This window comes from Sulfurimonas indica (assembly GCF_009192995.1).
Classification (GTDB): Bacteria; Campylobacterota; Campylobacteria; order Campylobacterales; family Sulfurimonadaceae; genus Sulfurimonas; species Sulfurimonas indica.
Genome location: NZ_SDID01000001.1, coordinates 97,375 through 122,381, shown reverse-complemented (window position 1 = coordinate 122,381; position 25,007 = coordinate 97,375). Strand labels below are relative to the sequence as shown.

27 protein-coding genes are annotated in these 25,007 nt (G+C 37.0%); 18 read left to right on the top strand and 9 right to left on the bottom strand.

Annotation, left to right across the window (positions count from 1 at the left end; translation table 11 throughout):
* Window positions 1-10: 10 nt before the first annotated feature.
* Genes ES948_RS00700 through coaBC form a run of 6 tightly spaced genes read right to left on the bottom strand, consistent with a single transcriptional unit; the run spans window position 11 to window position 4,972 of the window.
* Window positions 11-457 (bottom strand): iron-sulfur cluster assembly scaffold protein, encoded by a 447-nt coding sequence (locus ES948_RS00700; protein ID WP_152183001.1) that lies wholly within the window; start codon window positions 455-457, stop codon window positions 11-13.
* A 9-nt stretch (window positions 458-466) separates the two neighbouring features.
* Complete coding sequence (gene truA / locus ES948_RS00695) at window positions 467-1,177, bottom strand: tRNA pseudouridine(38-40) synthase TruA (protein WP_152183000.1); 711 nt, start codon at window positions 1,175-1,177, stop codon at window positions 467-469.
* Complete coding sequence (locus tag ES948_RS00690) at window positions 1,177-2,196, bottom strand: LptF/LptG family permease (RefSeq protein ID WP_152182999.1); 1,020 nt, start codon at window positions 2,194-2,196, stop codon at window positions 1,177-1,179. The genes truA and ES948_RS00690 overlap by 1 nt, the downstream gene beginning before the upstream one ends.
* Entirely contained in the window at window positions 2,196-3,017 is an 822-nt protein-coding gene (locus ES948_RS00685) for a prepilin peptidase (RefSeq protein WP_152182998.1), read from the bottom strand. The genes ES948_RS00690 and ES948_RS00685 overlap by 1 nt, the downstream gene beginning before the upstream one ends.
* Entirely contained in the window at window positions 3,017-3,694 is a 678-nt protein-coding gene (locus tag ES948_RS00680; protein ID WP_152182997.1) for a di-trans,poly-cis-decaprenylcistransferase, read from the bottom strand. The genes ES948_RS00685 and ES948_RS00680 overlap by 1 nt, the downstream gene beginning before the upstream one ends.
* Window positions 3,695-4,972, bottom strand: coding sequence for a bifunctional phosphopantothenoylcysteine decarboxylase/phosphopantothenate--cysteine ligase CoaBC (gene coaBC / locus ES948_RS00675; protein ID WP_152182996.1), 1,278 nt, complete (start codon window positions 4,970-4,972; stop codon window positions 3,695-3,697).
* Window positions 4,973-5,247: 275 nt separating this feature from the next.
* Between coaBC and ES948_RS00670 the strand changes: the two genes are divergently transcribed.
* Window positions 5,248-6,054 (top strand): HDOD domain-containing protein, encoded by an 807-nt coding sequence (locus ES948_RS00670; protein ID WP_152182995.1) that lies wholly within the window; start codon window positions 5,248-5,250, stop codon window positions 6,052-6,054.
* Here the strand turns inward: ES948_RS00670 and ES948_RS00665 are convergent.
* Window positions 6,043-6,540 (bottom strand): DNA-deoxyinosine glycosylase, encoded by a 498-nt coding sequence (locus tag ES948_RS00665; RefSeq protein ID WP_152182994.1) that lies wholly within the window; start codon window positions 6,538-6,540, stop codon window positions 6,043-6,045. The two genes, ES948_RS00670 and ES948_RS00665, sit on opposite strands and share 12 nt — an antisense overlap.
* A gap of 9 nt (window positions 6,541-6,549) precedes the next feature.
* A complete protein-coding gene (glmU, locus tag ES948_RS00660; RefSeq protein ID WP_152182993.1) occupies window positions 6,550-7,854 on the bottom strand; it encodes a bifunctional UDP-N-acetylglucosamine diphosphorylase/glucosamine-1-phosphate N-acetyltransferase GlmU in 1,305 nt (434 codons plus the stop codon).
* A gap of 109 nt (window positions 7,855-7,963) precedes the next feature.
* On the opposite strand from glmU, the gene ES948_RS00655 reads away from it, so the two are divergent.
* The 14 genes from ES948_RS00655 (at window position 7,964) to mog (ending at window position 22,542) form a co-directional block, all read left to right on the top strand.
* Window positions 7,964-9,556, top strand: coding sequence for a phosphoethanolamine transferase (locus ES948_RS00655; RefSeq protein ID WP_152182992.1), 1,593 nt, complete (start codon window positions 7,964-7,966; stop codon window positions 9,554-9,556).
* Window positions 9,553-10,239, top strand: coding sequence for a phosphatase PAP2 family protein (locus ES948_RS00650; RefSeq protein ID WP_152182991.1), 687 nt, complete (start codon window positions 9,553-9,555; stop codon window positions 10,237-10,239). The genes ES948_RS00655 and ES948_RS00650 overlap by 4 nt, the downstream gene beginning before the upstream one ends.
* Window positions 10,240-10,318: 79 nt before the next feature.
* Window positions 10,319-11,083, top strand: a complete 765-nt coding sequence (locus tag ES948_RS00645) for a motility protein A (protein WP_152182990.1) — start codon at window positions 10,319-10,321, stop codon at window positions 11,081-11,083.
* 11 nt (window positions 11,084-11,094) lie between these two features.
* Window positions 11,095-11,868, top strand: coding sequence for a flagellar motor protein MotB (locus ES948_RS00640; protein ID WP_152182989.1), 774 nt, complete (start codon window positions 11,095-11,097; stop codon window positions 11,866-11,868).
* Window positions 11,869-11,874: 6 nt separating this feature from the next.
* Entirely contained in the window at window positions 11,875-12,609 is a 735-nt protein-coding gene (gene fliP / locus ES948_RS00635) for a flagellar type III secretion system pore protein FliP (protein ID WP_425505063.1), read from the top strand.
* Window positions 12,610-12,625: 16 nt separating this feature from the next.
* Entirely contained in the window at window positions 12,626-13,738 is a 1,113-nt protein-coding gene (trmA, locus tag ES948_RS00630; protein ID WP_152182987.1) for a tRNA (uridine(54)-C5)-methyltransferase TrmA, read from the top strand.
* Entirely contained in the window at window positions 13,735-14,358 is a 624-nt protein-coding gene (locus ES948_RS00625; RefSeq protein WP_152182986.1) for a hypothetical protein, read from the top strand. The genes trmA and ES948_RS00625 overlap by 4 nt, the downstream gene beginning before the upstream one ends.
* A gap of 27 nt (window positions 14,359-14,385) precedes the next feature.
* On the top strand, window positions 14,386-15,792 hold the full coding sequence (locus tag ES948_RS00620) for a COG3400 family protein (RefSeq protein WP_152182985.1): 1,407 nt from the start codon (window positions 14,386-14,388) through the stop codon (window positions 15,790-15,792).
* Between the two features lie 60 nt (window positions 15,793-15,852).
* Window positions 15,853-16,899, top strand: coding sequence for a 3-dehydroquinate synthase (gene aroB / locus ES948_RS00615; RefSeq protein WP_152182984.1), 1,047 nt, complete (start codon window positions 15,853-15,855; stop codon window positions 16,897-16,899).
* Window positions 16,899-18,557 carry a mechanosensitive ion channel domain-containing protein gene (locus ES948_RS00610; protein ID WP_246153785.1) on the top strand — a complete coding sequence of 553 codons (1,659 nt, stop codon included), beginning with the start codon at window positions 16,899-16,901 and terminating at the stop codon, window positions 18,555-18,557. Before aroB ends, ES948_RS00610 begins: the two co-directional genes overlap by 1 nt.
* On the top strand, window positions 18,557-19,807 hold the full coding sequence (mtaB, locus tag ES948_RS00605) for a tRNA (N(6)-L-threonylcarbamoyladenosine(37)-C(2))-methylthiotransferase MtaB (RefSeq protein WP_152182983.1): 1,251 nt from the start codon (window positions 18,557-18,559) through the stop codon (window positions 19,805-19,807). Before ES948_RS00610 ends, mtaB begins: the two co-directional genes overlap by 1 nt.
* Window positions 19,794-21,449 carry an AAA family ATPase gene (locus ES948_RS00600; protein ID WP_152182982.1) on the top strand — a complete coding sequence of 552 codons (1,656 nt, stop codon included), beginning with the start codon at window positions 19,794-19,796 and terminating at the stop codon, window positions 21,447-21,449. Before mtaB ends, ES948_RS00600 begins: the two co-directional genes overlap by 14 nt.
* The gene (bioV, locus tag ES948_RS00595; protein WP_152182981.1) at window positions 21,436-21,957 is read left to right on the top strand and encodes a pimelyl-ACP methyl ester esterase BioV; all 522 of its coding nucleotides are present in this window, start codon (window positions 21,436-21,438) and stop codon (window positions 21,955-21,957) included. Before ES948_RS00600 ends, bioV begins: the two co-directional genes overlap by 14 nt.
* Window positions 21,958-22,008: 51 nt before the next feature.
* Complete coding sequence (gene mog / locus ES948_RS00590; protein WP_152182980.1) at window positions 22,009-22,542, top strand: molybdopterin adenylyltransferase; 534 nt, start codon at window positions 22,009-22,011, stop codon at window positions 22,540-22,542.
* Window positions 22,543-22,545: 3 nt separating this feature from the next.
* On the opposite strand, the gene ES948_RS00585 is transcribed toward mog, so the two are convergent.
* Window positions 22,546-23,223, bottom strand: a complete 678-nt coding sequence (locus ES948_RS00585) for a MerR family transcriptional regulator (protein ID WP_152182979.1) — start codon at window positions 23,221-23,223, stop codon at window positions 22,546-22,548.
* 92 nt (window positions 23,224-23,315) lie between these two features.
* On the opposite strand from ES948_RS00585, the gene ES948_RS00580 reads away from it, so the two are divergent.
* Genes ES948_RS00580 through ES948_RS00570 form a run of 3 tightly spaced genes read left to right on the top strand, consistent with a single transcriptional unit; the run spans window position 23,316 to window position 24,938 of the window.
* Window positions 23,316-23,831, top strand: coding sequence for a YeeE/YedE thiosulfate transporter family protein (locus tag ES948_RS00580; protein ID WP_152182978.1), 516 nt, complete (start codon window positions 23,316-23,318; stop codon window positions 23,829-23,831).
* Window positions 23,824-24,405, top strand: coding sequence for a YeeE/YedE thiosulfate transporter family protein (locus ES948_RS00575; protein ID WP_152182977.1), 582 nt, complete (start codon window positions 23,824-23,826; stop codon window positions 24,403-24,405). The genes ES948_RS00580 and ES948_RS00575 overlap by 8 nt, the downstream gene beginning before the upstream one ends.
* 2 nt (window positions 24,406-24,407) lie before the next feature.
* Complete coding sequence (locus tag ES948_RS00570; RefSeq protein ID WP_152182976.1) at window positions 24,408-24,938, top strand: carboxymuconolactone decarboxylase family protein; 531 nt, start codon at window positions 24,408-24,410, stop codon at window positions 24,936-24,938.
* Window positions 24,939-25,007 lie beyond the last annotated feature (69 nt).

The following is a 25,007-nucleotide window of genomic DNA, read 5'->3' as shown; positions in this document are numbered from 1 at the left end:
CTTCCTCTTCCTATGGTATTTCACAACTCTTTTTCATTTTTAAGAGATGCAGTTCTTCATTAGCACCGTTTTGTCTGTTTTCATAGTTTTTGAGTGATGCTATAAAGGCAGTAAAGACGATATCTGCACAGACCTGCTGTTGTGCCGAGAGTTTACCCAGTTTGTCATGCATCTTTTGAATCGCTTTTTGTGCATAATCAACATCATTCTCTTTTATCATCTCTGTAAACATTGAGCCGATAACGACGGTATCTTGACATCCGTTTGTAGCAAATTTTACATCTTTTACTATTTCATCTTCGAGTTTTGTATAGAAAATGACATACTCTTTTGTCTTTTCATCGAGTGCTACTCCAATGCCGTCTGCATCATCGAGTTTTCCATAGTTTTTGGGATACATAAGATGTTCCAGAGCTTCTGGAGACATTCCTTCGGGCATCTTTACATCTTCAAACATAGCCATCCTTTAATATTTTATTTTTGCGAGATAGAGCCCGTTTGGTGGGGCTGAATCTACTTTGTGGTTTGTGTCACCGAGTTTTTCTATAATCTCTTCTTTACTTAGTTTTAAAAGTGAGCCAACCATCATTCGAATCTGGCTTCTTAAAAATCCGTTTGCTTCAAAGTTAAGTATTATATACCCTTTATGCTTATAGGCAAATGCTTTGTATATCATTCTGATGGTTGTATTTTCATCACTGCCGTTTTTCTTGAAGTGCTTGAAATCATGCTCACCGAGAAAGAGCTGCATCTTATGGTGCAGCATCTTGACATCAAGTTTCTCTTGGGAGTATGTTACAAAGTCAGCCTCAAAAGGGCTAAGTGGCGTATCTTTTAAGATATAACGATAGACTCTTTTTTTTGTTGAATATCTGGCATGAAAATCATCACTTACCTCTTTGACACGAAGTATACGAATGGAAGAAGGAAGCATAAAATTAAGAACTCGTTTGAGCTTTTGCGTGTCACTCCAGTAAGGAGGCAGATCAAAGTGACACACCTGTCCTGTGGCATGAACACCACGGTCTGTTCGACCGCTTACAATGACTCTCTGGTCAATTCCGAGTCGTAAAAGGGCATTTTCAAAAGTACCAAATATCGTAGGTGAGATATCTCTTTGAATTTGAGAGCCGTGATAGTGGGTACCGTTGTATGCCAGTGTAACAGCTACTCTCATTAGAACTTTCTTACTATTGTTCTTCTATAAAGCAGATAGCTTCCAAAAAGCCACCCAAGAGAAACGGCTGCAATGGTGTAAAATCCAAGGTACTTCTCTAATGCCAAAAGTCCGGAGTAGTAAAAGAGAATCGTTAAAAACAAAAAGAGATAAATCTTCGATTTTTGATGTCTTGTGTGAACGACACCGAAAGAGACAATCAAAAAGAGTGTAACGAGTGGAAAAAGACTCATCAGTGAGTTTCTGATAAACAGGTGTTTCTTTCGTCCGTATCCCTCTTTTGAGAGCCAGTACTCAAGCGGTTTTTTGTAGTTCATCAAGTCCGCTTTCATGGTGTCATTTATTAGCATTGTGTTAAAGTTTATTTGGGAAAATTTCTCTGTTGAGTAACTGTACCCTTCACCCTGCGTGAGCTTGAGTCGTAAAATCCCTGCATCATTAATGACCTCTGCCTTTTTTGCAGCAATGAGAATCTCCTCTTTTTGTTTTTTGTTAAAAAGAAAAACTTTCTCAAAAGTACCGTCTTCATTCTTTTTACCGAGATACAAAAGCCAGTCTCCAAAGCTGTTACCAAACTCACTTGCAGAGAGGTTGAATTTTGCTTCACTCTTTTTGTAAGAGACAAAGTTTTTCGAGAGTACTGTTGCGTGCGGGTCAATAACCAAAAAGTTAAAAAACATAACCAAAGAGAGCAGCAGTGCAGGCCAGAAAAATGTTCTTACGATAAAAAACGGTTTGATACCCAGGGAAAAGAGCACAATGATCTCATTGTCATTTGAGAGCTTAAAGAGTGAGAGTGTCGCAGCTATGAAAAAAGTAATCGGCAGTGTATAAAAAAGTAGCTGCGGTAAGATGAAAATATAAAGCTTTGTCATCTCCCAAATCGTTAGCTGTATAATGGCAGTATATGCTGCGAGTTTGATCAAAAAGATAACAGACGCAATGGAGAACAGCGGCAAAAATATAGAGAGAAAAAGAGATGAGAAGTTACTCAGTATATATTTTCGTAGTCGCTTCATCAGTAACTAGCCTTGATGTAGTCCATAATTTGTGAATCATAAAGAAAGACGATAAAAGTAGCCATTGCTAAAAAAGGCACATAGGGTACGCGTTGTTCTTCAGCTGAACGTCCAAGAACAAGCAGCATTACAGGCAGTGCCAAAAGGGCAGATAAAAAGATAGCAACAAGACCAAGTTGTATACCAAGAAGAGCCCCCATAGTAGCTGCTACCATAATGTCGCCTTCTCCCATGGCTTCGATAAATGGTGTTCTATCATAGTGTCTGTTCCAAGTTGTTTTTGTCTTGAGACCTGCTCGAAAAACAGAAGAGGTCAAGTAGTATGAAAGTGTAAAACGCAGCAGAGTAAATCCACCGGTAAAGAGTAGGGCATTTTGAAAGTTATGCACAACACCATCAACATTCCATGCACCAAAAACTGCAAAGAAAATTGCCAACAGATTAAGTGAGTCCGGAATCATTTTATACTTAAAGTCAATGACTGAGAGTGCAAGTAGCATTAAAAAACTCATGGCAATGAAAAAAGAGGCAAAAGAGAGGCCGTATTTAGAGGCTATTGCTAAAAAAACAAATCCGGAAATCAGCTCTACGATTGGATATTGAACAGATATCGGAGTTTTACAGTAAGCACACTTTCCTCGCAGTAAAATCCATGACAAAAGAGGAATGTTGTGCCATGACTTGAGTTTATTACTGCAGTGCACACAGTGTGAGCCTCCAAATACAATGCTCTCTTCTTTGGGTATACGAACAATGATTACATTTAAAAATGAACCGATAAGAAGGCCTAAAATAAAAGAAGTGATTAGAGTATATTCCATTATTTCAGTCCTCCAAATCTACGTTCGACTTTTTTAAACTTTTTGATGATTTTTTCCAACTCTTTTGTACCAAAATCCGGCCAAAGAGTGTCAACAAAAAAGAGCTCTGCATACGCTGCCTGCCAAAGCAAAAAGTTAGAGAGTCTTTTGTCTCCTCCGGTACGGATGAGCAGGTCGACATTATGTTTACAGTCAAGTGCATTAGAGAGTATTTGTGTTGTAATGTCTTCTTCAACACTTCGCAGTTTGTTCACAGCACGGATAATTTCATCCTGTGAGCCGTAATTGAGTGCCAAAGATTGTACAAGTCCGTCACAATGTGCTGTTTTTTCTTGAACCATAGCAATCGTTTTTTGCAGTGATTTTGAAAAGGCACGAATATCGCCGATAGGTTCAAAACGGACATTATTCGCAAGATAGACTTCAAGTTCATTTTTGAGATAGTTATCAAGCAGTTTCATTAAAAACTCCACTTCAAGGCGTGGACGTTTCCAGTTCTCAGTTGAAAAAGCATAGAGAGTAAGACGTTCTATCTCTTCATTATTGGCACAATACGTTGTTATCTCTTTAACAACTTTTGCTCCGGCTTCATGTCCTTTGACACGTTTTTTGCCTTGAAGTTCTGCCCATCTTCCGTTTCCATCCATAATAATGGCTATATGCTTTGCTCTGTTCATCTACTTCTCTTGGAGGCTTTTTGCACTCTCTACTATTTCAAAAGAGAGAGAAAGTTTGCCATTTTCTGGTAATGATGTAACTTTATCTTTTGTAATGAACTCTATCTTATTTGTAGAGCTGCCAAAGCTTGAAGAATCCTCTAAAATATTCAAACAGACGGCATCAAGTTCTTTGACTTTTAACATTTTTGAAGCATTATCGATAGCGTTTAGTTTATCCATCTCTGCTTTAAACCCAATGGTTGTTATACCATCTTTATCGATTGAATCCAGTATATCTACATTTTTTTTGAGTTCAAGCTGCCATTCATCGCCAAGAGACTCTTTTTTGAGTTTTCCGGCCTGTTCAAATTTTGGTACATAGTCACTCACGGCTGCTGCCATAAAAAGGTAAGGCTTTTTCTGTATAAGATGGATATGCTCATCACGCATAAGTGTTGGTTTAGAGAGTTTACCTTTTTTTGCGATGCGAATGGAGTCAACAAGATACTCCAGCATCTCCGCTGAACTTTCAACATCAATTTTATGCATATTTTCGGGAAGTTCACTGTCAAATCTTGTTGCTATTAAGTTCACATCGGCACCTTTGAGATAAAGGGCAACAGCCAGGGCACTTGCCATTTTCCCACTTGAGAAGTTTGAGAGATAGCGGACATCATCAATCTTTTCAATTGTACCGCCACCGGTTACTATAACGCGTCTGTCAGACCAAAATTCATCTTTTAAGAGTTCTCGTGCACTCTGATAAAAAATATCGAGCGGCTCTGCCATTGCACCATCACCTGTTGTTTTACATGCGAGCTCTTTTACCTGTGTATCTAAAATCGTGTAGTTTGCAATACCGAGCATTTTAAAGTTGGCTTGTGTGATTGGGTTTTGCAGCATATTTGTATTTGCTGAGGGTGCTAAGATTTTCATACCTGGGTATGCAAGTGCGCACTGGAGTAAAATATTGTCTGCGATGGCATTGGTAAGCTTTGCTACAGTGTTCGCAGTAGCTGGAGCGATGACCATAATGTCTGCCCATTGTGTGATTTTGATATGGTTGAAGTCACTTGACCAGTCTTCATTTGTATCATCTAAGACTTTGTTTGATGAGAGTGTTTCAAAAGTAAGTGGTGCAACAAATTTTTTGGCACTTTCACTCATGACAACACGCACTTCAGCTCCTGCTTTTACAAAGAGACGAACGAGCTCAAGTGATTTGTATACAGCGATGGAACCTGTCACTGCTAAAAGAATTTTTTTATTTTGAAGTAAATTTTCTGTGATATTCATAAAAAACTTTCTAATTTTTCTTGTATTTTAGCGAAAAATTCTTATATTTGACAGGGAAGGGTAATATACTTGATTCTAAAGATAGAATATAGGTATAAAGTTAGAATAGAAGGAATATTAATGTTATAAGTGAGATTAAAGAGTATTTAAAATATCAATTGATTGTTACTAGAATATACAATTAGATGAAAATATTAAGAAATAAATCGGCAGGAATGGAAAATTTTGCTCTCTCTGCATTACAATAAAAATAGATTAGAAAAAAGGTAAGATAGATGACAAAAACACTTTTAGAAAATATAGAGTCAATTCCGGCACTTCCTGAGTCAGTTCAAGAAGTTGAGAGAATTTATCAAGATCCGGAATCTACATTTGAGGATATGCAAAAAGCCATAGAAAAAGATCCGCTTTTGACAGCTAATATCCTTCGTATTGTAAACTCGCCTGCTTATGGAATGAAAAGTAATATAACAAGTATCAAGCAGGCAATCTCTCTTCTTGGAAAAGATGCAGTAAGAACTTTTGTACTTACGAGTGCAGTTGATTCAAACTTTGAGATAGATCTCTCTCCATACAATATGACAAAAGAAGAATTTGCACTGGCATGTGACAGACAACTTGCACTGACCATTAACTGGCTTATCCGTAAAGAGTCAAAAAATCTTGGAGTTTTGGCACCGGCGGCATTTTTAGTAGATATCGGTCGTGTGATTATCGCTAAAACACTTGTAGAAGATGGTAAAGTTGACATTATTCAAAAAGCGCTTTTAGCAGGTAAAGATATCGCAAGTGCTGAAAAAACGGCTTGTGGAGCACAAACAACTGATGTAACTGCAACACTCTTTCACAGATGGGGACTTGATCCGGAAATCGTACATATTATCCGCTATAGTGATGACCCGGAGGGTACAGGGCCGGATGAACAGAGAATGGCAGCTGAGTTAAAAGCTGTACGTGAGACAGTATTGCCAAATGGTGAAATAACGGACGAATCAATTGCAACAGCAAAAGAGACCATAGAAGAGTTTGGTCTTGATATGGATGCTTATGAAAATGCTTTGGAAAAAGTTTTAAATTCCTAAAATCTCTTGAAAGAGTGCTTTGTATTTTTGTAGTTTTTCATCAAGTTTCATGCTTGCGTGAGCCGGAGATGTAGAGGGAAGGAGCACTTTTCTTATTGCAAGATGTTTATATTTTGTATTGAAAATCTGCTCTGCCTTTTTGCCTGTAAAAGCAATAAGTTCAATGCATGGATACTCTTTTAAAAGCCCTTCAAAGTCATTTACTTCTATATTTTTCAGATTTGTATCACTCGAGTTGCCTTTTTCTCTTTGCAGACTCTTTGCACTGTCAAAGAGTGCAATATGGTATTTTTTACAAAGTTCGATTTTCTCTTCTTTTGTATCTGCTTTTTCATGAAATATCTTAGAGAGTATTGGCCAGAACTGATTACGTGGATGCGCGTAGTAAAATCCCTCTTGGAGAGATTTTATACTTGGGAATGAGCCTAAAATCAAGATTTTTGAATCAGGAAATATTAGAGGATCAAATGTATGATACTCTGTCATTTTTAAAAACTATTTCTTCCCAAAAAATTTATAATAAAAGTCTTTGACAAGACGCATTTTTGTACGGCTGAGAACTAAATTTCCACTAGCAACTGTACCACTAGTAACGGTTGATCCTGCTGCTATCATTACATCATCTTCGATTGTAACAGGAGCTATAAGTTGTGAATCACTACCGATAAAGACATTTTTTCCAATGATGGTTTTATATTTGTTCTTACCATCATAGTTACAGGTAATGGTGCCTGCTCCTATGTTTGTTCCCTCACTTACCTCTGCATCACCGATGTAGCTGAGATGTCCTGCTTTTACACCATGTAGCGTTGCTTTTTTTGTTTCAACAAAGTTGCCAATATGTGTATCTGTGATATGTGAGAGTGGACGAAGATGTGCCATCGGACCACAATCTGAATCTACCATTGTGCTATCTTCAACAACACTGCCTGCTTTGATATGAGAGTTTACAATTTTGCTTTCACCTGTGATACGACAGTTGTTCTCTACGATACATTCACCTTCAAAAACTACACTCTCTTCAATATAAATAGTATCAGGCAAGTGCATAATGACACCCGCTTCCATCCATCTTTTTTTAATACGGTTTTGCATAATGACTTCTGCTTCAGCCAAATCTTTTTTAGAGTTTATCCCTTTAAAGAAGGCTTCATCAACAAGGAGCGGAACGATGGAAGCTTCTTCTTCTTTTGCCATGGCAATAATATCTGTCAGATAGTACTCTTTTTGTGCATTATCATTGGAAAGGAAAGGAATATATCTCTCTAAGATACTGCGTGAGAAAGCATATACACCTGCATTTACCGTTGTAACATTGAGCTCAGCATCACTGGCATCTTTTTGTTCGACTATGTATTCAACCTCTTCATTACGAATAATTACACGGCCATATCCACTTGGGTCTTTTAGGTCAAAAATGCTCATAATAATGTCAGCTTCCAAAGAAAGAAAACCTTTAAGAGATTCAGCAGTTATAAGTGGCATATCACCGTTTAGTACCAAGACCTTGTCATGTTTTGGTGTGATATCCATCACAGCACCACCGGTTCCAGGATAGTTCACGGCATCTTGTTCAACGAAATTGATATCATCAAAATATTGTTCCATAGTTTTTACTACTGCATCTTTTTGATGCGCAATGACCACAGTAATATCATCAGAGATTTTTTTGGACTCTTTAATGATATGATAGAGCATTGGTTTGCCACTGATAGTGTGGAGTACCTTTGCTTTGTTTGATTTCATACGGGAACCTTTTCCCGCTGCTAAAATTACGATACTGATTGCTTCATTGTTCATTTTTAATCTTTTCTTATAAATTAATGATGGAATTTTACCATTTTTTACTTTTACTTCTCATTCATTTTAAGAATGTATAATTCTAAAAAAATATAAAGAGAATATTCCGTTGAAAAAAATCACACAAACACAACTTATTTTACTGACAAGCCTTTTTTTGGTTCTGTTTGATAACTACACATTTTTTGTAAATCTGACAAAAGTCTATCCACTTGGAGAAAATTTCGGTTTTGTTGCCTCAACAGCGATTGTTATTTTCTTTTTTACAACACTGCTTTTTTCTTTGGTCAGTACGAAATGGACTATTAAACCCATTATTATTTTGATTTTGATTGTCTCTTCTCTGACAAACTACTTTATGAACAGTTACAATGTTGTTATCGATGACAGTATGATTCGCAATATGATGCAGACAAATATCAACGAATCAATGGATCTGCTGACATTTAAACAGGTACTTTACTTTACGTTCTTAGGTCTGCTTCCTTCTATTCTGGTCTATAAAGTAAAGATTGATAACAGAGGCTTTAAAAAAGAGCTCATTTCGAGATTAAAATTGATTGGTATATCTATTGTTGTTATCGTTGGTATGATTTTCATTTTCTCCAAGCACTATACATCATTTGCAAGAGAGCATAAACCACTTCGTTTTACCGTTAATCCTGCTTATTGGATCTATTCAACAGGAAAATACATCAATAAAACATTTAACAGCGGACCGATAGTCGTAGAGCCAATAGGAGAAGATGCGAAAGTTGTTAAACCATCAGATGATAATCGTTCAAAACTTGTCATAATGGTTGTGGGTGAAGCAGCCCGAGCTGATCATTTTAGTCTTAACGGTTATGAGAGAGAGACAAATCCACTGCTTAAGAAAGAAGACATTATCAACTTTACAAATGTCAGCTCGTGTGGAACTTCAACAGCTGAGTCAGTACCTTGTATGTTCGCAGTTTATGACAGGGGTGATTATAACTACAAAAAAGGTATTACAACTGAAAATGTTTTGGATGTTTTAAAACATACGAATGACATAGCAGTTTTATGGCGTGATAATAACTCAGACTCAAAAGGTGTAGCACTGCGTGTACCGTATGAAGATTTTAAAATTCCAAAAAACAACTCTATCTGTATAGAAGGTGAGTGTCGAGATATTGGAATGATTCAGGGACTTGATGCGTTCATTGAAAAAAACAGAGGGAAAGATATTTTTGTTGTACTACATCAGATGGGAAACCATGGACCGGCATACTTTAAACGCTATCCAAAAGCCTTTGAGAGGTTCACACCGACATGCAAAACAAATCAGCTTGAAGAGTGTACGCAGCAAGAGATTGTTAATGCTTATGACAATGCAATTCTCTATACAGACTATTTTTTAAGTCAGGTCATAGAGTTTTTGAAAAAATATGATGAAAGTTATGACACTGCAATGATCTATATGGCCGACCATGGGGAGAGTCTTGGCGAAGGTGGTGTCTATCTACATGGTTTACCATACTTTATGGCACCTGATGCACAGACGCATATCGGTGCGATTATGTGGTTTGGTAAAAATATGAGTAAAAAGATCAATGCAGAGGCCTTGCGTGAGAGAAGTCATAAAGAGTATTCACAGGACAATCTTTTTCATACATTTTTAGGCATTTTCAATGTAAAAACAGACGTTTATAAAAAAGATATGGATATGCTCAAAAGATGACACTGAAGCGACAAATCATCCTCACATCATTGATACTTGCAGCAGTGATACTCTTTTTTGGTATAACAGATGTTGATCTTTATATCCAGGATATGTTTTATAACTTCTCGACACATAAATGGATTTTAGACTGGTCGCTGCAGCCTTATAGATTTATATTTTATGATGGAATTAAAAAACTGCTTATTATCATTGCAGCAATGTTTCTATTTGCTTTGATCTTTTTTTGGAAAAAACCACTCATTCAGAGCTATAAAAGAGGTATAGTTATCTTGATACTCTCAGCTATATTTGTACCGGTAATTTCAAGTGGGCTCAAAAGTCAGACAAATATGCCGTGTCCAAAAGATGAGAAGCATTACGGCGGCATCTACCCAAGAAGTGCAGTATGGCAAAGTTATTCGCAAGAGTTTAAACTGACACACAAAAAAAGTAAGTGTTGGCCGGCCGGACATGCAAGCGGTGGTTTTGCGCTTTTGAGTCTTTTTTTTCTCTTTAAAAAGAAAAAAAACAAAATTATCGGCTTGGGTATAGGAGTTGTTACCGGTTGGAGTATGGGACTTTATAAGATGATAATAGGGGATCACTTTTTCTCTCATACTGTTATTACAATGGTGCTGGCATGGCTTATAATTTTACTAATCGTAAAGTTGCTTGACTCTTTTCGTGTTTTAAAATTATAAAAAAAAACTCTTCATTTCCCTCTACATAATAATTTTTGTGGTATTATAATGTGATTATAAATTTTGACAAGGTAATTAAATGGATTTAGGTACGGTCATTGGTATTGTTTTGATTATGGCACTTCTTTTGGGTGCTATGGTTATGGGTGTTGGTATCGGTGCGTACATCGATATTCCATCAGTGCTTATCGTTATCGGTGGTAGTATTGGTGCCTTAATGGTTTCATTTAAACCTTCTCAGATGAAACAGTTTACAAAGATCTTTATGAAAGCTATCAAGCCGGGAGAAGAAGATACAGGTGAACTTATCAAAAAACTTGTTGAGTTTGCTACAAAAGCCAGAAAAGATGGGATTTTGGCATTAGAGAGTGAAGTAAACAATGAAGAAAATGAGTTCTTAAAAAAAGGACTCTCTATGGCGATTGACGGGAATGAGCCAGATACCATCCGTGAGCTTTTAGAGATAGAGATGGAACAAACAAGTACTCGTCACAAGGTAAACGGTTCTATCTTTAGTCAGTGGGCAGGACTTGCGGGTGCGATGGGTATGATCGGTACACTTATCGGTCTTGTTGCGATGCTTCTAAACATGGCAGATCCTTCTGCAATTGGTCCATCTATGGCGGTTGCCTTACTTACGACGATGTATGGTGCAATGATCGGTAATATCTTTGGAGCACCGATTGCAAATATCCTGGCAATTCGTAATGATGAAGAGACGATGGTAAAAGAGATGATACTTGAGGGTATCATGTCGATTCAATCCGGGGATGCACCTCGTGTTCTTGAAGCAAAACTGCTTGCATATCTTGCACCGGCTGATCGTGTAAGCCAGTTTGATTAAAGTGAAGATTGATGGGTAAAAAAAAGTGTCCTGAATGTGAAGAGTGTCTCCCTGCCTGGCTAGCTGCCTTTGGGGATTTGATGTCTCTTCTTCTTTGTTTCTTCGTACTTTTGCTCTCGATGAGTAGTATGGATGCTAAAAAAGTCTCTGAAGCCATTGGTTCTCTCTCCGGAGCTATGAGTGTTTTGGAAGGTGGAACAAAAACAGAGATATCGAAGCAACGTATTCAGGAGTCTACTCCAATTGAATCTCAAGATGAGACAAGTGATGCAGTAAACAGAATTCAGCAGGCAGCTGCAGATGCCAATGAAATGATGGAAAAATCACAAGGTCCTGAGGTTACAGTAGAAGAGGCTGAGAATGGTTTTGTTATCAAACTGCCTGCAGCACTGCTTTTTAAATCAGGATCTGCTACGATTGAAAATCAAGATGCACTGCTTTTCTTAAAAAGAGTAGCATTTATTGTCGGTGAGTTGCCAAATGATATGCAGGTGAGCGTACAAGGACATACTGATGATGGTAATCCTGGCCCGTCTTCTCCTTTTAAGGACAACTGGGAACTCTCAAGCGCACGTGCCATCTCTGTTTTGCATGAGTTGGTTTTAGATGGGGTTGATCCTGCTCGAATGTCAGCAGCAGGCTTTGCACAGTATCATCCTATTGCAACAAATGCAACACCTACAGGACGAGAAAAAAATCGTCGTGTTGAGCTTCATTTCTTTGGTAAGAAAAGCGAAGAGAAAAATAAAGAGACAACATCTGTTTTAGATAAGGTGAACAAGTAAAAAATGATGAGAATCATTCTAGCTCTTTTTGCATTGAATATGGCTGTTTTTGGTGCTGATGCTGTAACTATTCCAACGGTAAACCTAAGTCTCTCAGCTCCAGATACACCACAACAGCTCGTCTCATCATTGAATGTTTTAGTTATTCTTACGCTTTTGGTTCTGGCACCGTCTATGGTGCTTGTGATGACAACATTCACCCGTTTTGTGATTGTCTTTGGTTTTTTACGCCAAGCTCTTGGAACGCAGCAAGTCCCACCGACACAGCTTTTGGTCATGCTTGCTATGATCCTTACATTTTTTGTAATGGAACCCATAGGGACAAGAGCATATGAGCAGGGAATCAAGCCCTATGTTGCACAAGAGATAGGTTATGAAGAGGCATTTACAAAAACAGCCCTTCCTTTTAAAAACTTTATGATTCGAAATACACGAGAGAAAGATTTGGCACTCTTTTTACGCATACGTAAAATGGAAAATCCAAAAAGTGTCGCTGATGTACCTCTCTCAATTGTTATTCCTGCTTTTATCATCAGTGAAATGAAGACAGCTTTTGAGATAGGTTTTTTACTCTTTTTACCATTTTTGGTCATTGATATGGTTGTTGCTTCGATTTTGATGTCAATGGGTATGATGATGCTACCTCCTGTAATGATATCACTGCCTTTTAAAATACTTGTTTTTGTACTGATTGACGGATGGAATCTTCTTATTGGCAATTTGATTGCTTCAATAAAATAGTGTGAGGAAATAGCTTTTGGATTGTAAATATTTTGGTGAGTGTGGTGCATGTCGTGTTTATGAAGATGGATATGAGGGACAGCTTTCGCAGAAGTTAGCGCTCAATAAGAGTAGATTTCAGCCATATTACACACAAGAGATAAAAGTTTTCGAGTCACCACAAGAGCACTACAGAGCACGCAGTGAATTTAAAATCTGGCATGTTGAAGATGATATCTTCTATGCGATGAATCATCAAGAGCACAAAGGTGTTGTATTGGTTGATGCATGCCCACAGGTAAATGAGCATATTGCTGCTTTGATGCCAAAACTCTTGTGTGAGATAAAAGAAAAAGAGCTTGGTTTTAAACTCTTTGGAGCTGATTTTCTAAGCTCAAGCTCTGGTGAGATAGTAGTTTCACTCATCTATCATCGAAAACTTGACAGTGTGTGGGAAGAAAAAGCAAAAGAGATTGCTCAAAAACTCGGTATCTACCTCATAGGGCGCTCACGCAAACAAAAAGTAGTAATCGGACAGGATTATATCACTGAATCTTTGATGATAAAAAACAAAGAGTACAAGTTTAACTACATAGAGAACAGTTTTACGCAACCAAATCCACGTGTGAACGAGCAGATGATTTTCTGGGCTATGGATGCATTTCTTGGAAGTAGGGGAGATTTACTGGAACTCTATTGTGGCGCAGGAAATTTTACGATTCCTTTTGCCACACTTTTTAATAAAGTCCTTGCAACTGAAATATCAAAATCCTCTATAAATGCTGCAAAGAGTAATATGCTTTTAAATGGTGTTGATAATATAGAGTTTGTACGAATGAGTGTTGAAGAGTTTGTAGAAGCACTTGATGGTGTACGAGAGTTTCGCAGAATGAAAGATATTGACATTAAAAGTTACGATATCAATGCTATATTTGTTGACCCTCCTCGCAGTGGTATGGATGAATACTCTTGTAAATTCAGTGCAAGATATGATACTATAGTCTATATCTCCTGTAACCCTGAAACACTCTATCGGGATCTGGAAATTTTAACAAAAACACATGAAGTGATAGATATGGCACTCTTTGACCAGTTTCCATATACACATCATGTAGAGATGGGCGTAAAGCTTCTTAAAAAAGGCAGATGATGATACGGCTCTTTTTACTTACATTTTTTCTCTTTTTTTCTTGTAACCTTTTTGCTACAGAGGAGATACAGCGGATTGATGCCATCGTTGATGATATTGAAAAACTGCGTCACAGTTATGAAAAACAGCTTTTTGATCTAAAAGAGAAAAACATTGTTTTAGAGCATGAAAACAGTGTCTACAAGAAAAAAATCACACATTTGAAAAATCAAATAAAAGAGCTGAACAAACAGTTAAAGAGACAAAAAAAGAGTCCGAAAACAAAAGTTATTGTCAAAGAGAAAATAAAAAAGATAGTCATCAGACAGCCTTTGTGTGAAGATGAGAACAAATTTCCAACACTAAAACTCAAAAAAAGTACTCAAGCTATAGTAAAAAAGAGTAAAAAAGTAGAGATAATACATTTTAAGGCATCTGCATTCCGTCTGCGTGAGGATGCAAATATTTATGCCGGTATACGTAGTTTGAAAACCATTGGCAAATGGGAAAAAGGAACTTCTTTTACTTCTAATGTGAGAACTCAAACACGTGTTAAAATCACCGGCTATTTTGTCAACAAAGTTTGGAAAAAAGCAGATAAAGAGATGTGGGTGGAACGTTCACGTATTCAAAAAAGATAACAGTTAAAGTTCTGATATAATACGGCCATGAAAAAAATATTGATAATCAGTGATGGTGCAATCGGTGAGCATTTTATTCAAAGGGTAAGTGAGACATATACGAGTGAAAACATCTATTATGTCGTTCAGCTAAAAGAAAAAGAGTTCCCTACAGCCAATCCTGCACGTTTTAAATTTTATGAATTTGATCCAACAAGTTTTTATAAACTGTCAAATTTGCTTAAGATGGAGTTTATCCAGGTTATTATTGCCATGGATAGTCAGGCGGACGTTGAAAACACCATCAAAAATATCAGAGTTATCAAAAAACAGCTTCGTATCATTGTCCTTAATCAGTGGAATATGGAGAATGAAGATGCCAATGTCGTTTTAGTCAATGCAAATGAGATCTTGGCTTCCAGAATGCTTGATTATCTTCCAAATGTTCCTGTAATTGCCCAAAATGTTGGACTTGGTGAAGGCGAGATTATGGAAGTTCTCGTTCCTTTTGGAAGTTCTTTTGTCTATCGTCACATTGGTGTGATTGAGCAAAAGAACTGGCGAATCGTTGCAATTTACAGAAATCGTCAACTGTTGATGCCTTCACGAAGACGGATGATCCAGCCAAATGACTTGCTGCTCTTAGTGGGACAGCCTGCAGTTCTTAAATCTGTATACCGTGCCATTAAGCGTGAACTTGGACAATTTCCTGAGCCATTTGGAACAAATATTTTGCTCTACATAGATATGGACATAGTTTCTCACGCAAAGATAAAAGAACTGGTACGTCGTGCTGTTTATGTACATACAAAGTTCAAACATGATCTTGTCATTAAGGTTGTCAATCCTTCAAATATAGAGATACTGCAGTATATCAAAGAGTATAGAGACCTGGATATTGTTATTGATATTAATTATGACAGCTTAAATCTCAAAGAGACATTTTTCAATGATGTCAAATCCTACCATGTCGGTCTGGTTATCGTACCTACGGAGATGTTTAGGGATTACTATGTCAGACGTGCACTGTATGAAGTACATGTTCCTGTACTCAAGCTTGCAGACAGAAGCTTCTCAAACGTAAAAGATGCGGCACTTGTGCTCTCTGATAACAGAGATTTGGAGAAGATTTCTGCAACTATCTTTGATATCTCTGAGCAGATGAACTTTAACCTTGAACTCTATAATTATCTTCAGGAGCATCAAGAGGAAAAAGAGCAGGTAATCGAGCACTATTACAACCTCTCTACAATCTTTTCAAAGTCAATTAAAGTGATAAAAGAGAATGAAAATCCTATTCGTGCTTTGAAGCATAAAGATAATTTTATTCAGATTCTTCCTTTTACTTCTAAATTGACAACACGACGCACTTATGCACTCTTCTCTACTGATTCAGAGAAACTGTACTTCAAGCTTGATAATTATCATCAAATTTTCATACCTGTACAGCTCTAATTTAGTAACTTTTTAGCATAATTTAAGTATTATCTATCATATTATATTTTTGGACAGATAATGCAAGTAAACATTCCCCTTAAACAAGTTGTTGATAACTCTTATGATATTACTATTGATACAATTCCAGAGCTCACATATGATACAAAGGTAGCTATTGTTACAAACCCTAAAGTAGCAGGTTTGCATTTAGGCTATTTGCTCTCAAAAATCAGAGCCAAAGAGCTTTATATCATTACTGTACCGGATGGAGAGGGCTACAAAAATCAGGTATCCATTGATTTGATTTTAGAATCTCTTTTCAATCATCGTTTTAACAGAAAATCTCTTTTGATCGCTTTTGGCGGTGGTGTAATCGGGGATATGACAGGATATGCTTCAAGTATCTACCAGCGTGGTATTGATTTTGTACAGATTCCAACGACACTGCTTTCACAAGTTGATGCAAGTGTCGGTGGGAAAACAGGAATTAATAACAGTTATGGTAAAAATCTCATTGGTGCTTTTCATCAGCCACGTGCGGTCTATATTGACCCGCATTTTTTAACAACACTGCCAAAACGTGAGTTTGGTGCAGGTGTTGCAGAGGTTGTCAAGATGGCAGTAACATTTAACAAAACCTTTTTTGAATATTTGGAAAATGCTGACTTGAACGATAAAACTGCACTGCAAGAAGCGATTAAACAGGCTGTAGAGACAAAAGCGGATGTTGTTGCAAAAGATGAAAAAGAGCATGGTCTACGAGCTGCACTTAACTATGGTCATACATTTGGACATGTTATTGAAAATGAAACAGGTTATACAAAGTATCTTCATGGAGAAGCTGTTGCCATTGGAATGGTTATGGCAAATGCACTTTCTGTGAAACTGGGTCTTATGCGTGAAGAAGAAGCGCAAAGAGTAAAAGCTTTGTTGGAAAAATACAATCTGCCTACGAATTATATGATAGAAAATGTAGAGAGTTTTTATGATGCATTTTTCTTAGATAAAAAAAGTTCAGATGCAACAATCACTTTTATCTTACCTGTTGGTCTTGGCGGTGTTAAAATTACAGATGAAGTGGACAAAGCAGTTGTCCTTTCTGTCTTAAAAGCGTTTGGAAAATAATGATGCTGTTTTTTCAAAGAGTACTTTTTACAGTTTTTATACTTTTTTTACCATTAAAGACTTTTGCTCTTGATGCAAACAATGCCCTAGTCCAGACAGCGGCAGAAAAATCAGATGCATATGATGCAACACAGCAAAAAATGCTTGTTTCAGAGCAGATAAGCAGATACCTTAAAGAACTGAATGAACTTGACAATCAGATATCTGATGAGAATGTTTGGATTAAAAGTTACGCATCCTATCTGACATCGCTAGAGGTGAAAAATAAGCTTGATGCTATCAAAAAGAGAATTAAGTGGCTCTCAAAGCATGCGAAAACCTCAAGTGATATGGATGAGCTTGCAGGGCTTATCTCTAAAGAGAATATTTTAACATCACAGATAAACAAACTCAAAGGTGACAGCAGTGCACCATTTTCCAAGCTCATTACGCCGCCTAAGATAGAAGATGTTCCCAAAATATCCAATCCGTTTGAGATATTTACAGGCCTCTCTCTTATAAAGACGATAGATGCAAATTATGATGACTATAAAAAAAGGAAAGAGAACCTAAGCGCTTTAATTGTTTTACTGCGTAAGGAGCTTGATCTTTATAAAAAACTTTACAAGTTAAATCCAGAGAAGTATCAAGATGTCTTGGAAAGAAAGCAGACAGAGCTAGAGCGATTTGAAAGAGCTTTAGATACAATGAGCGTAACACTCAATGTGTATCAAAAGCGCTTAGAGATTGCAAAAATAAGCATTAACAAAGGGATACAAAAACAGGTTTACAGACTTATAAAGATTGGTATCGCTGTTTTATTTGTCTTTTTCATCTTTTTTCTTCTTAAACTTATTGTTAAAAAGTACATTACTGATAATGAACGCTTCTATATGGCAAATAAGATTATTACCTTTACAAATTTCACTATAATTCTTCTGATACTCTTTTTCAACTACATAGAAAATGTCAGTTATTTAGTCACTATTTTAGGATTTGCATCTGCAGGTATCGCTATTGCCATGAAAGACTGGTTTATGTCCATTCTTGGCTGGTTGGTGATTGTTTTTGGCGGCAGTGTTCACGTAGGGGACAGGATCCGTGTAGATATGGACGGGATGAAATATGTGGGAGATGTACTTGATATCTCACTGCTTCGTATTACGATTTTAGAAGATATCACACTCACATCTATTATGCAAAATCGTCGTGCAGGACGTATCATCTTTGTGCCGAACAATTACATTTTTACACGCATGATTGCAAACTATACGCACCACTCTTTAAAAACAGTATGGGATGGTGTAAAGATTACGGTGACATTTGATTCGAACCATAAAAAAGCGATGCATCTTGTCAAAGAGATTACAAAAAAGTACTCTAAAGGATATACTGACATTACAAGAAAACAGCTCAATAAGTTGCGTCAGCACTACAGTTTGAAAAATACAAATGTTGAACCAAGAATCTACTCTTTCATTGAACCATATGGAATTGATATTGAAGCCTGGTATCTGACAAATGCCTATGGAACACTGACACTCAGAAGTGTAATATCAACAGAGATTATTGATGCTTTTAAAGCAGAAGATGATATCACTATTGCATACCCTACACAAAAACTCAATATCGATATGCAAAGTGAAGCACCTGTGGCACATAATAACGAGTTAGTATAATGTCAAAAAAAGTATATTTTAAAACCTTTGGGTGTCGTACAAATCTTTATGACTCACAAGTAATGATGAGCTCGCTTCAAGAGTATGAGATAACAGAGAATGAAGATGAAGCAGATGTTGTGGTTATTAACTCTTGTACAGTTACCAACGGTGCAGATACTCATGTACGTTCTTATATCTCACAACTTGAGAAAAAAGGAGATAATAAGAAGCTTTTTTTAACAGGTTGTGGAGCACATACAAAAGGTGAATCACTACTGCGTGAGGGACGAGTACATGGTGTCTTTGGGCAGAGTGAAAAAGAGAAAATCGACACATTACTGAAAAAAGAGCAGCCTTTTTATGAAAAGGGTGACTTGAACCATATAGATGAGATGGTTGTTGATGAGTTCGTCGGTAAAAGCCGTGCTTTTATAAAGATTCAAGAGGGATGTAATTTTCGTTGTTCTTACTGTATCATTCCATTTGTTCGTGGTGATGCACGAAGTATGGATGAAGGACGCATTTTAGAGCAGGTTTCCCGCTTGGCACTCAATGGTTTTGGTGAGTTTATCTTAACAGGAACAAATGTCGGCTCATATGGTCAAGATACAAAAACATCTTTGGCACAGTTGATGAAAAAGATGTCACTTATTCGTGGAGTACGTCGTATTCGCTTAGGGAGTGTTGAACCGATTCAAATTACGGATGAATTTAAAGAGATTTTAGATGAGTCATGGATGGAGAAGCATATGCATATTGCCCTGCAGCATACATCTCCCAAAATGCTTAAACTGATGAATAGACGAAATGTTTACAGACAAGACAGAGAACTGTTTGAGTTTTTAGCTGATAAAGGCTATGCGATAGGAACAGATTTTATTACCGGCTTTCCAGGAGAGAGTGAAGCGTTATGGCAAGAGGCAATGGAGAATGCAAAAGCATTGCCACTTACACATCTGCATGCTTTTACCTATTCAAAGCGTGATGGTACACCTGCTGCGACTATGAAACCAGAAGTAAATGGCAAAGTTGCAAAAGAGAGACTGCATGAGATAGAAGCTTTGGTAAATGAGAAAAATTATGCATTTAGAAAAGCTTTTAATGGGGAGTTGGATGTTCTCATTGAGTCCTATAAAAGCGGGCTGTATCATGGTCTTGACCAACATTTTAATAAAATAGTGGTAAAATCAGATGAAGACCTTCTTGGAAATTGGGTGAAAATTTCAGATTATGAAGTGATGAAGGAACATAATTATGCCAACATCTAAAACAAACCGTATTGCATTAATCGTTTCTGCTTTTATTATTATTGCCCTCATTCTTTTTGCAATACTGCGTGACAATGCTGATGCTATTACGCTGAGTCAGGCAAACGCTTTATTACAAAATAAGCAGGTAACAAAAGTAATAGTAACAAAAGAGTATGTCTATCTGAAGACAAAAAACGGTTATTATAAGATTGCTTCTTCACAGGTTACTCCTCGAATGTTTGTTGATTATAAAGTTGAAGTTGGTAGTGAATCAAACATTCTTATCTATATTCTTTTCTTGGTTCTTTTCTTAGGAATTGGCTCTTTGCTTTTTAAATTTTTACAAAGCAAAGGTATCTTTTCTACACTTCAATTTACAACAAAACAAAATGAAGGTACGGGTAGCAGCTCTTTAGAGATAAGTGCTCCTATAGAAGCGATAAAAAGTGATGTAAGTTTTGATGATATTGGCGGTATCAGTGATGTCAAAATTGAGCTTGAAGAGATTATTGACTTTATGAAAAATCCAAAACGTTATAAGAACTTTGGTGCACGTCTTCCTCGAGGTGTTTTACTCGTAGGACCTCCCGGAGTTGGGAAAACTATGATAGCCAAAGCAGTTGCAAATGCTGCAGATGTGCCGTTTTACTACCAAAGTGGGGCTTCTTTTGTACAGATCTATGTAGGTATGGGTGCAAAACGTGTTCATGAGCTTTTTGCAGCGGCAAAGAAAAATGCACCATCAATTATCTTTATAGACGAGATTGACGCTGTCGGTAAAAAACGTGACGGACAGAGAAATGATGAACGTGAGGCAACACTCAATCAGCTCCTTACGGAGATGGATGGTTTTGAAGGATCTAGCAGTGTTATTATAATTGCTGCAACAAACAAGATAGATGTACTTGATCCGGCACTGCTTCGTGCAGGACGATTTGATAGACGTGTATTTGTTGAACTACCGACAAAACGAGAGCGTGAATCAATTCTGATGAAATATCTTTCTAAAGTACCTCATGAGCTTGATGTCAAAGTGGTTGCAAATATGACAGTCGGATTTAATGGAGCAGCCTTAGCTGCACTTGTGAATGAAGCGGCACTTTTGGCTCTTCGCCAAAATGATTTTCATATAACTTTGGATCATTTTTATCAGGTAAAAGATAAAGTGATGTTTGGTAAGAAAAAACTGCAGATGCTGAGTGACAAACAAAAAGCCTATCGTATTACTTATCAGGCAGGAAAAGTCATAATAGCAACATATTATGACCTGCCATTTGAGAAGTTGATGCTCTCTAATGAGAAGCTTACACCTGCAACAGATGAGCCTTTCATCAAGCAGGAGTTAGAGGCTCGTGTGAAAATGCTTATCGCCGGTAGTGTGGCTTGTGATATGAAATTTGATGAGCATGCAAGCAGTGCAAAAAATGACCTTGATGAGGCCAAATATATTACGCATAAGATGTGTCAAGAGTATGGAATGGGCTCATCGATCATTCCAGAAGCCAATGAGGAAGAGTTTATGTTAAAACGTCTCTATGAAGAGACAACACTGCTTTTGGAATCACTGGGTGAAGTGATGCAAAATGTTGAACGTGTCTTACAAGACAGAGAGAGCATTACAAAAGAAGAGGTAAAAAAGTATATCAATGAAATTTTTTAGTGGTTTTTCTCTAAAGAATGATGTGCACTTTTTTGCACCTTTTATCAAAGAGAGTGATTATACGGTTTGTGGTTTTTCTTATGGTGCTATAAAGGCATTTGAGAGTCTGAAAAAAGCACTTTTAGAAGGAAAAAGGGTAGATACGCTACAGCTTTTTTCACCGGCATTTTTTCAAAGTAAAGATGAAAAATTTAAACGATTGCAGTTGATGGCATACAGAAAAAATGAAGAGGCCTATTTGCGCCAGTTTATCAACGCCTGTTTTTTACCTTATGAACGTAGAAAAGTAGAGCAGAGTATAACTGTTTTAGAAGAGCTTGAAGAACTTCTGTATTATGAATGGAAAAAAGAGGAGTTGCTACAGCTGCGTGAGGCAGGTGTAGTTATAGAGGTCTATCTTGGTGCTAAGGACCACATTGTGGATGCTGATGCAGCAAAAGAGTTTTTTCAAGAGGTGGCAACCGTAACATATATAAAAGACGGGAATCATTTTTTATTAACTGAATAAAAAAATATAAAAACTATTGTAATGAAATAAAAAACTAATAAGGAAAGAATAATGGCAGAAATAAAAATAGGTGTAATAACAGCAAGTGATAGAGCAAGTAAAGGAATCTATGAAGATATCAGTGGAGTAGCGATTCAGAATACGATGAAAGATTATCTTAAAAGTGAGTTTGAGATAGTGTACAGATGTATTCCGGATGAGCAGGATGTGCTTGAAGATACGATGAAAGAGCTTTGTGATGAGGCAGGATGTTGTTTGGTGGTAACGACTGGTGGTACAGGTCCTGCACTTCGTGATGTGACACCAGAAGCTACTGAGAATGTATGCGACAAAATGATGCCCGGTTTTGGAGAGCTGATGCGTCAGGTGAGTCTGCAGTATGTTCCAACAGCAATTCTCTCACGCCAAACAGCTGGGATTCGTGGAAACTCTTTGATTATCAATCTTCCTGGAAAACCAAAATCAATCCGTGAGTGTCTGGATGCTGTTTTTCCTGCTGTGCCGTATTGTATCGATTTGATAGAGGGACCATATATTGAGACGAATGAAGATGTTATAAAGGCATTCCGTCCAAAGGCAAAATAGAGTCTATTTTTGAGTAATCTCTTCTTTTGCTCTTTGAAAAAGTAGTTTATAGGTAGAGCGGTTAAATAGATATTTTTTGGCATGAAAGAGTGTGTCAAACATAATTTTCCAAAGAGTTGTAAAATTCTCTTCATCTCTTACATCGCAAAGTTTCTCTAGCATCTCTTGCTCGATATTTGCAAGTATCGTCGCATGCTTTATGTACTCTTGCAGTATAGAGTAGGGTATTCCAACTTCTAAAAAGTGCTCTACCAGTGTTACGATAGTTGCATCTTTTTTTGTAAAGTCATCTTGATTGACTGGCAGTACAATTTCATCTTCTATCAGCTTTTGCAGTAGATCTTTATCAATCGCAAAGTGTTCAATGAACTCTTGTTTTGTGTAGTGTTCAAGTCCTGAGTCATCACTGAGTGTTTTCATAAGTGGTGCAAGCATTGTATAAGAGCCTGCAAAGGAGCTGTTCTTTTTCCTGAGAGCCTCTTTTATCTCCTCGATGGAGCTTCCCATTCTCTCTTGCATATATTTAATGTATCTTATCAGTTCTATATGTTCGTCACTGTATTTATGAACATTGAGCTTAATCTTTTTAGCTTCGGGCAATAAACCCTCTTTGATATAGTAGAGTATTGTTGATTTTGGTACATTTGTTTTTGCTACAACTTCTGAGATCTTATACTCCATAGAGAGCCTTCATTTAATTTGATTTTAATAATTATAGCATATAATACAAAACGTAAAGCATCACTTTACACTTTTTATATTAAGGAGTTTTTATGCCAAAACAGATACCGTGGTGGGCTGGTGGTATTGCTATGAGTCTACTTTTTTATTTTTCTTTTTCAATCTGGGGAGCAGATAGATCGATAGGAGCATCTACCGGTATGGCATATATATCGACGATGCTTTTTGGACTGGATAGTAGTCATTATGAATATACAAAAGAGATAGAAAGTTCAGGTGCCTGGGAAGCATTGATGCTGCTTGGTGTGTTTTTTGGAGGACTTTTTACTTCTCTCTTTATTACCAAAAGTTTTCATATCAGTTTGATTCCAACACTTTGGAAGGAGAGAAAAAATAAATCTGTACCATCACGTATGTTCTGGAGCTTTATTGGTGGGTTTTTACTTGTTTTTGGAGCAAGGCTTGCAGGTGGATGTAATGCAGGACATGTCCTCTCTGGAGGCTCGCAGATGGCAATAAGTGGATTTATATTTACAATTTTGGCACTTGGAACAGGTATGTTGGTAGGAAGAGTCTTTTATAAGAAGAAAAAGGCATGTGATGTTTGATATTATAGCAAAAGAGGAACATGGCTCGATTTTAACTATACTTGTGATAGGATTCTTTTTTGGTGCAATAATTCTCTACAGCAGGCTAGACAAGTTTGAAAAGATGGCAGGATTCTTACTTTTTGAAGATACATTAGCCATCCGTATGGCAATGACAACAGTAGGGCTCTCAAGTATCGGTTTCTATTTTTTGGTAGCCAATGGTTATGCAAGCTTTGATGTCAAGCCGACACTTCTTGGAGGTTTAATTATTGGTGCAGTGCTCTTTGGAACAGGACTTGTTATACTTGGAAAATGCCCTGCAGCATTTTTTGTCTCTGTTTCAGAAGGAAGAATCGATGCACTTGTTGGTGTCATTGGTGGTATGGTTGGCGGTGCTGTTTTTACCTATTTTTATCCTTATATTCAAAAGATAATGGAGCCAAATTTTGGTAAAATAAGACTTCCTGATTTTTTTACAGAATATGGGATGGTGATTACAGTGGTTTTTGGAGTTCTTTTACTTGTAGGTGCGTATCTGTTACCTTCTCTAGAGTATAAAGACCCTGCAGATTTTAAAAATAGTAAGGATTAAAAATGGCATATATAGATTTACCGGAATTTGAAGAGATGAGTCCAGAGATTCAAGAGAGAGCTCGTCCTATTTTAGAGAAAACAGGTTCGCTAGGAGAGATATTTAAACTTTTGGCACTTGATAAAAAAGTCTATTTTGCAACAGATGCAATGGTACAAACCTATCTTTTAGAAAAGACATATCTCTCATATGATATTAAAGAAGCGATTGCTTTGCTTATTTCTAAAGAGAATAGCTGTGTGATGTGTGTTGATGTTCATAAAAATATAGCAAAGATGCTAGGGTTGAGTGAGGCTAAAATCGAAGAGATTCTTCGTGGTATTGACAATATGCAGGTAGATGATAAAGAAAAGGCACTTTTAAACTTTTGTGTAAGAGCATCAAAAAAAGATAATTATAAGATGATGCAAGAAGATATCGATGCTATTAAAGCATTTGGATGGAGTGATAAGGAGATACTCGAAGCTGTAGCGATTGTGGGTTACTTCAATTATATCAATACACTTTCCAATGTTTTTGGACTTGGAAAGTAGTTTTGAGAGATTACACAAAAAGTACACATAAAAGAGTTACTATAATAAAACCAAAAGAGGAATTGTCGT

Bases quoted from the DNA above. Each gene is read 5' to 3' on its own strand.
- ES948_RS00645 (WP_152182990.1), top strand. From the start codon at position 10,319: ATGGATTTAGGTACGGTCATTGGTATTGTTTTGATTATGGCACTTCTT.
- ES948_RS00700 (WP_152183001.1), bottom strand. From the start codon at position 457: ATGTTTGAAGATGTAAAGATGCCCGAAGGAATGTCTCCAGAAGCTCTG.
- truA (WP_152183000.1), bottom strand. From the start codon at position 1,177: ATGAGAGTAGCTGTTACACTGGCATACAACGGTACCCACTATCACGGC.
- ES948_RS00640 (WP_152182989.1), top strand. From the start codon at position 11,095: ATGGGTAAAAAAAAGTGTCCTGAATGTGAAGAGTGTCTCCCTGCCTGG.
- glmU (WP_152182993.1), bottom strand. From the start codon at position 7,854: ATGAACAATGAAGCAATCAGTATCGTAATTTTAGCAGCGGGAAAAGGT.
- ES948_RS00625 (WP_152182986.1), top strand. From the start codon at position 13,735: ATGATGATACGGCTCTTTTTACTTACATTTTTTCTCTTTTTTTCTTGT.
- ES948_RS00670 (WP_152182995.1), top strand. From the start codon at position 5,248: ATGACAAAAACACTTTTAGAAAATATAGAGTCAATTCCGGCACTTCCT.
- ES948_RS00680 (WP_152182997.1), bottom strand. From the start codon at position 3,694: ATGAACAGAGCAAAGCATATAGCCATTATTATGGATGGAAACGGAAGA.
- coaBC (WP_152182996.1), bottom strand. From the start codon at position 4,972: ATGAATATCACAGAAAATTTACTTCAAAATAAAAAAATTCTTTTAGCA.
- ES948_RS00575 (WP_152182977.1), top strand. From the start codon at position 23,824: ATGTTTGATATTATAGCAAAAGAGGAACATGGCTCGATTTTAACTATA.
- ES948_RS00685 (WP_152182998.1), bottom strand. From the start codon at position 3,017: ATGGAATATACTCTAATCACTTCTTTTATTTTAGGCCTTCTTATCGGT.
- ES948_RS00665 (WP_152182994.1), bottom strand. From the start codon at position 6,540: ATGACAGAGTATCATACATTTGATCCTCTAATATTTCCTGATTCAAAA.
- ES948_RS00610 (WP_246153785.1), top strand. From the start codon at position 16,899: ATGATGCTGTTTTTTCAAAGAGTACTTTTTACAGTTTTTATACTTTTT.
- ES948_RS00650 (WP_152182991.1), top strand. From the start codon at position 9,553: ATGACACTGAAGCGACAAATCATCCTCACATCATTGATACTTGCAGCA.
- ES948_RS00620 (WP_152182985.1), top strand. From the start codon at position 14,386: ATGAAAAAAATATTGATAATCAGTGATGGTGCAATCGGTGAGCATTTT.
- aroB (WP_152182984.1), top strand. From the start codon at position 15,853: ATGCAAGTAAACATTCCCCTTAAACAAGTTGTTGATAACTCTTATGAT.
- bioV (WP_152182981.1), top strand. From the start codon at position 21,436: ATGAAATTTTTTAGTGGTTTTTCTCTAAAGAATGATGTGCACTTTTTT.
- ES948_RS00585 (WP_152182979.1), bottom strand. From the start codon at position 23,223: ATGGAGTATAAGATCTCAGAAGTTGTAGCAAAAACAAATGTACCAAAA.
- ES948_RS00580 (WP_152182978.1), top strand. From the start codon at position 23,316: ATGCCAAAACAGATACCGTGGTGGGCTGGTGGTATTGCTATGAGTCTA.
- ES948_RS00570 (WP_152182976.1), top strand. From the start codon at position 24,408: ATGGCATATATAGATTTACCGGAATTTGAAGAGATGAGTCCAGAGATT.
- mog (WP_152182980.1), top strand. From the start codon at position 22,009: ATGGCAGAAATAAAAATAGGTGTAATAACAGCAAGTGATAGAGCAAGT.
- ES948_RS00600 (WP_152182982.1), top strand. From the start codon at position 19,794: ATGCCAACATCTAAAACAAACCGTATTGCATTAATCGTTTCTGCTTTT.
- fliP (WP_425505063.1), top strand. From the start codon at position 11,875: ATGAGAATCATTCTAGCTCTTTTTGCATTGAATATGGCTGTTTTTGGT.
- mtaB (WP_152182983.1), top strand. From the start codon at position 18,557: ATGTCAAAAAAAGTATATTTTAAAACCTTTGGGTGTCGTACAAATCTT.
- ES948_RS00690 (WP_152182999.1), bottom strand. From the start codon at position 2,196: ATGAAGCGACTACGAAAATATATACTGAGTAACTTCTCATCTCTTTTT.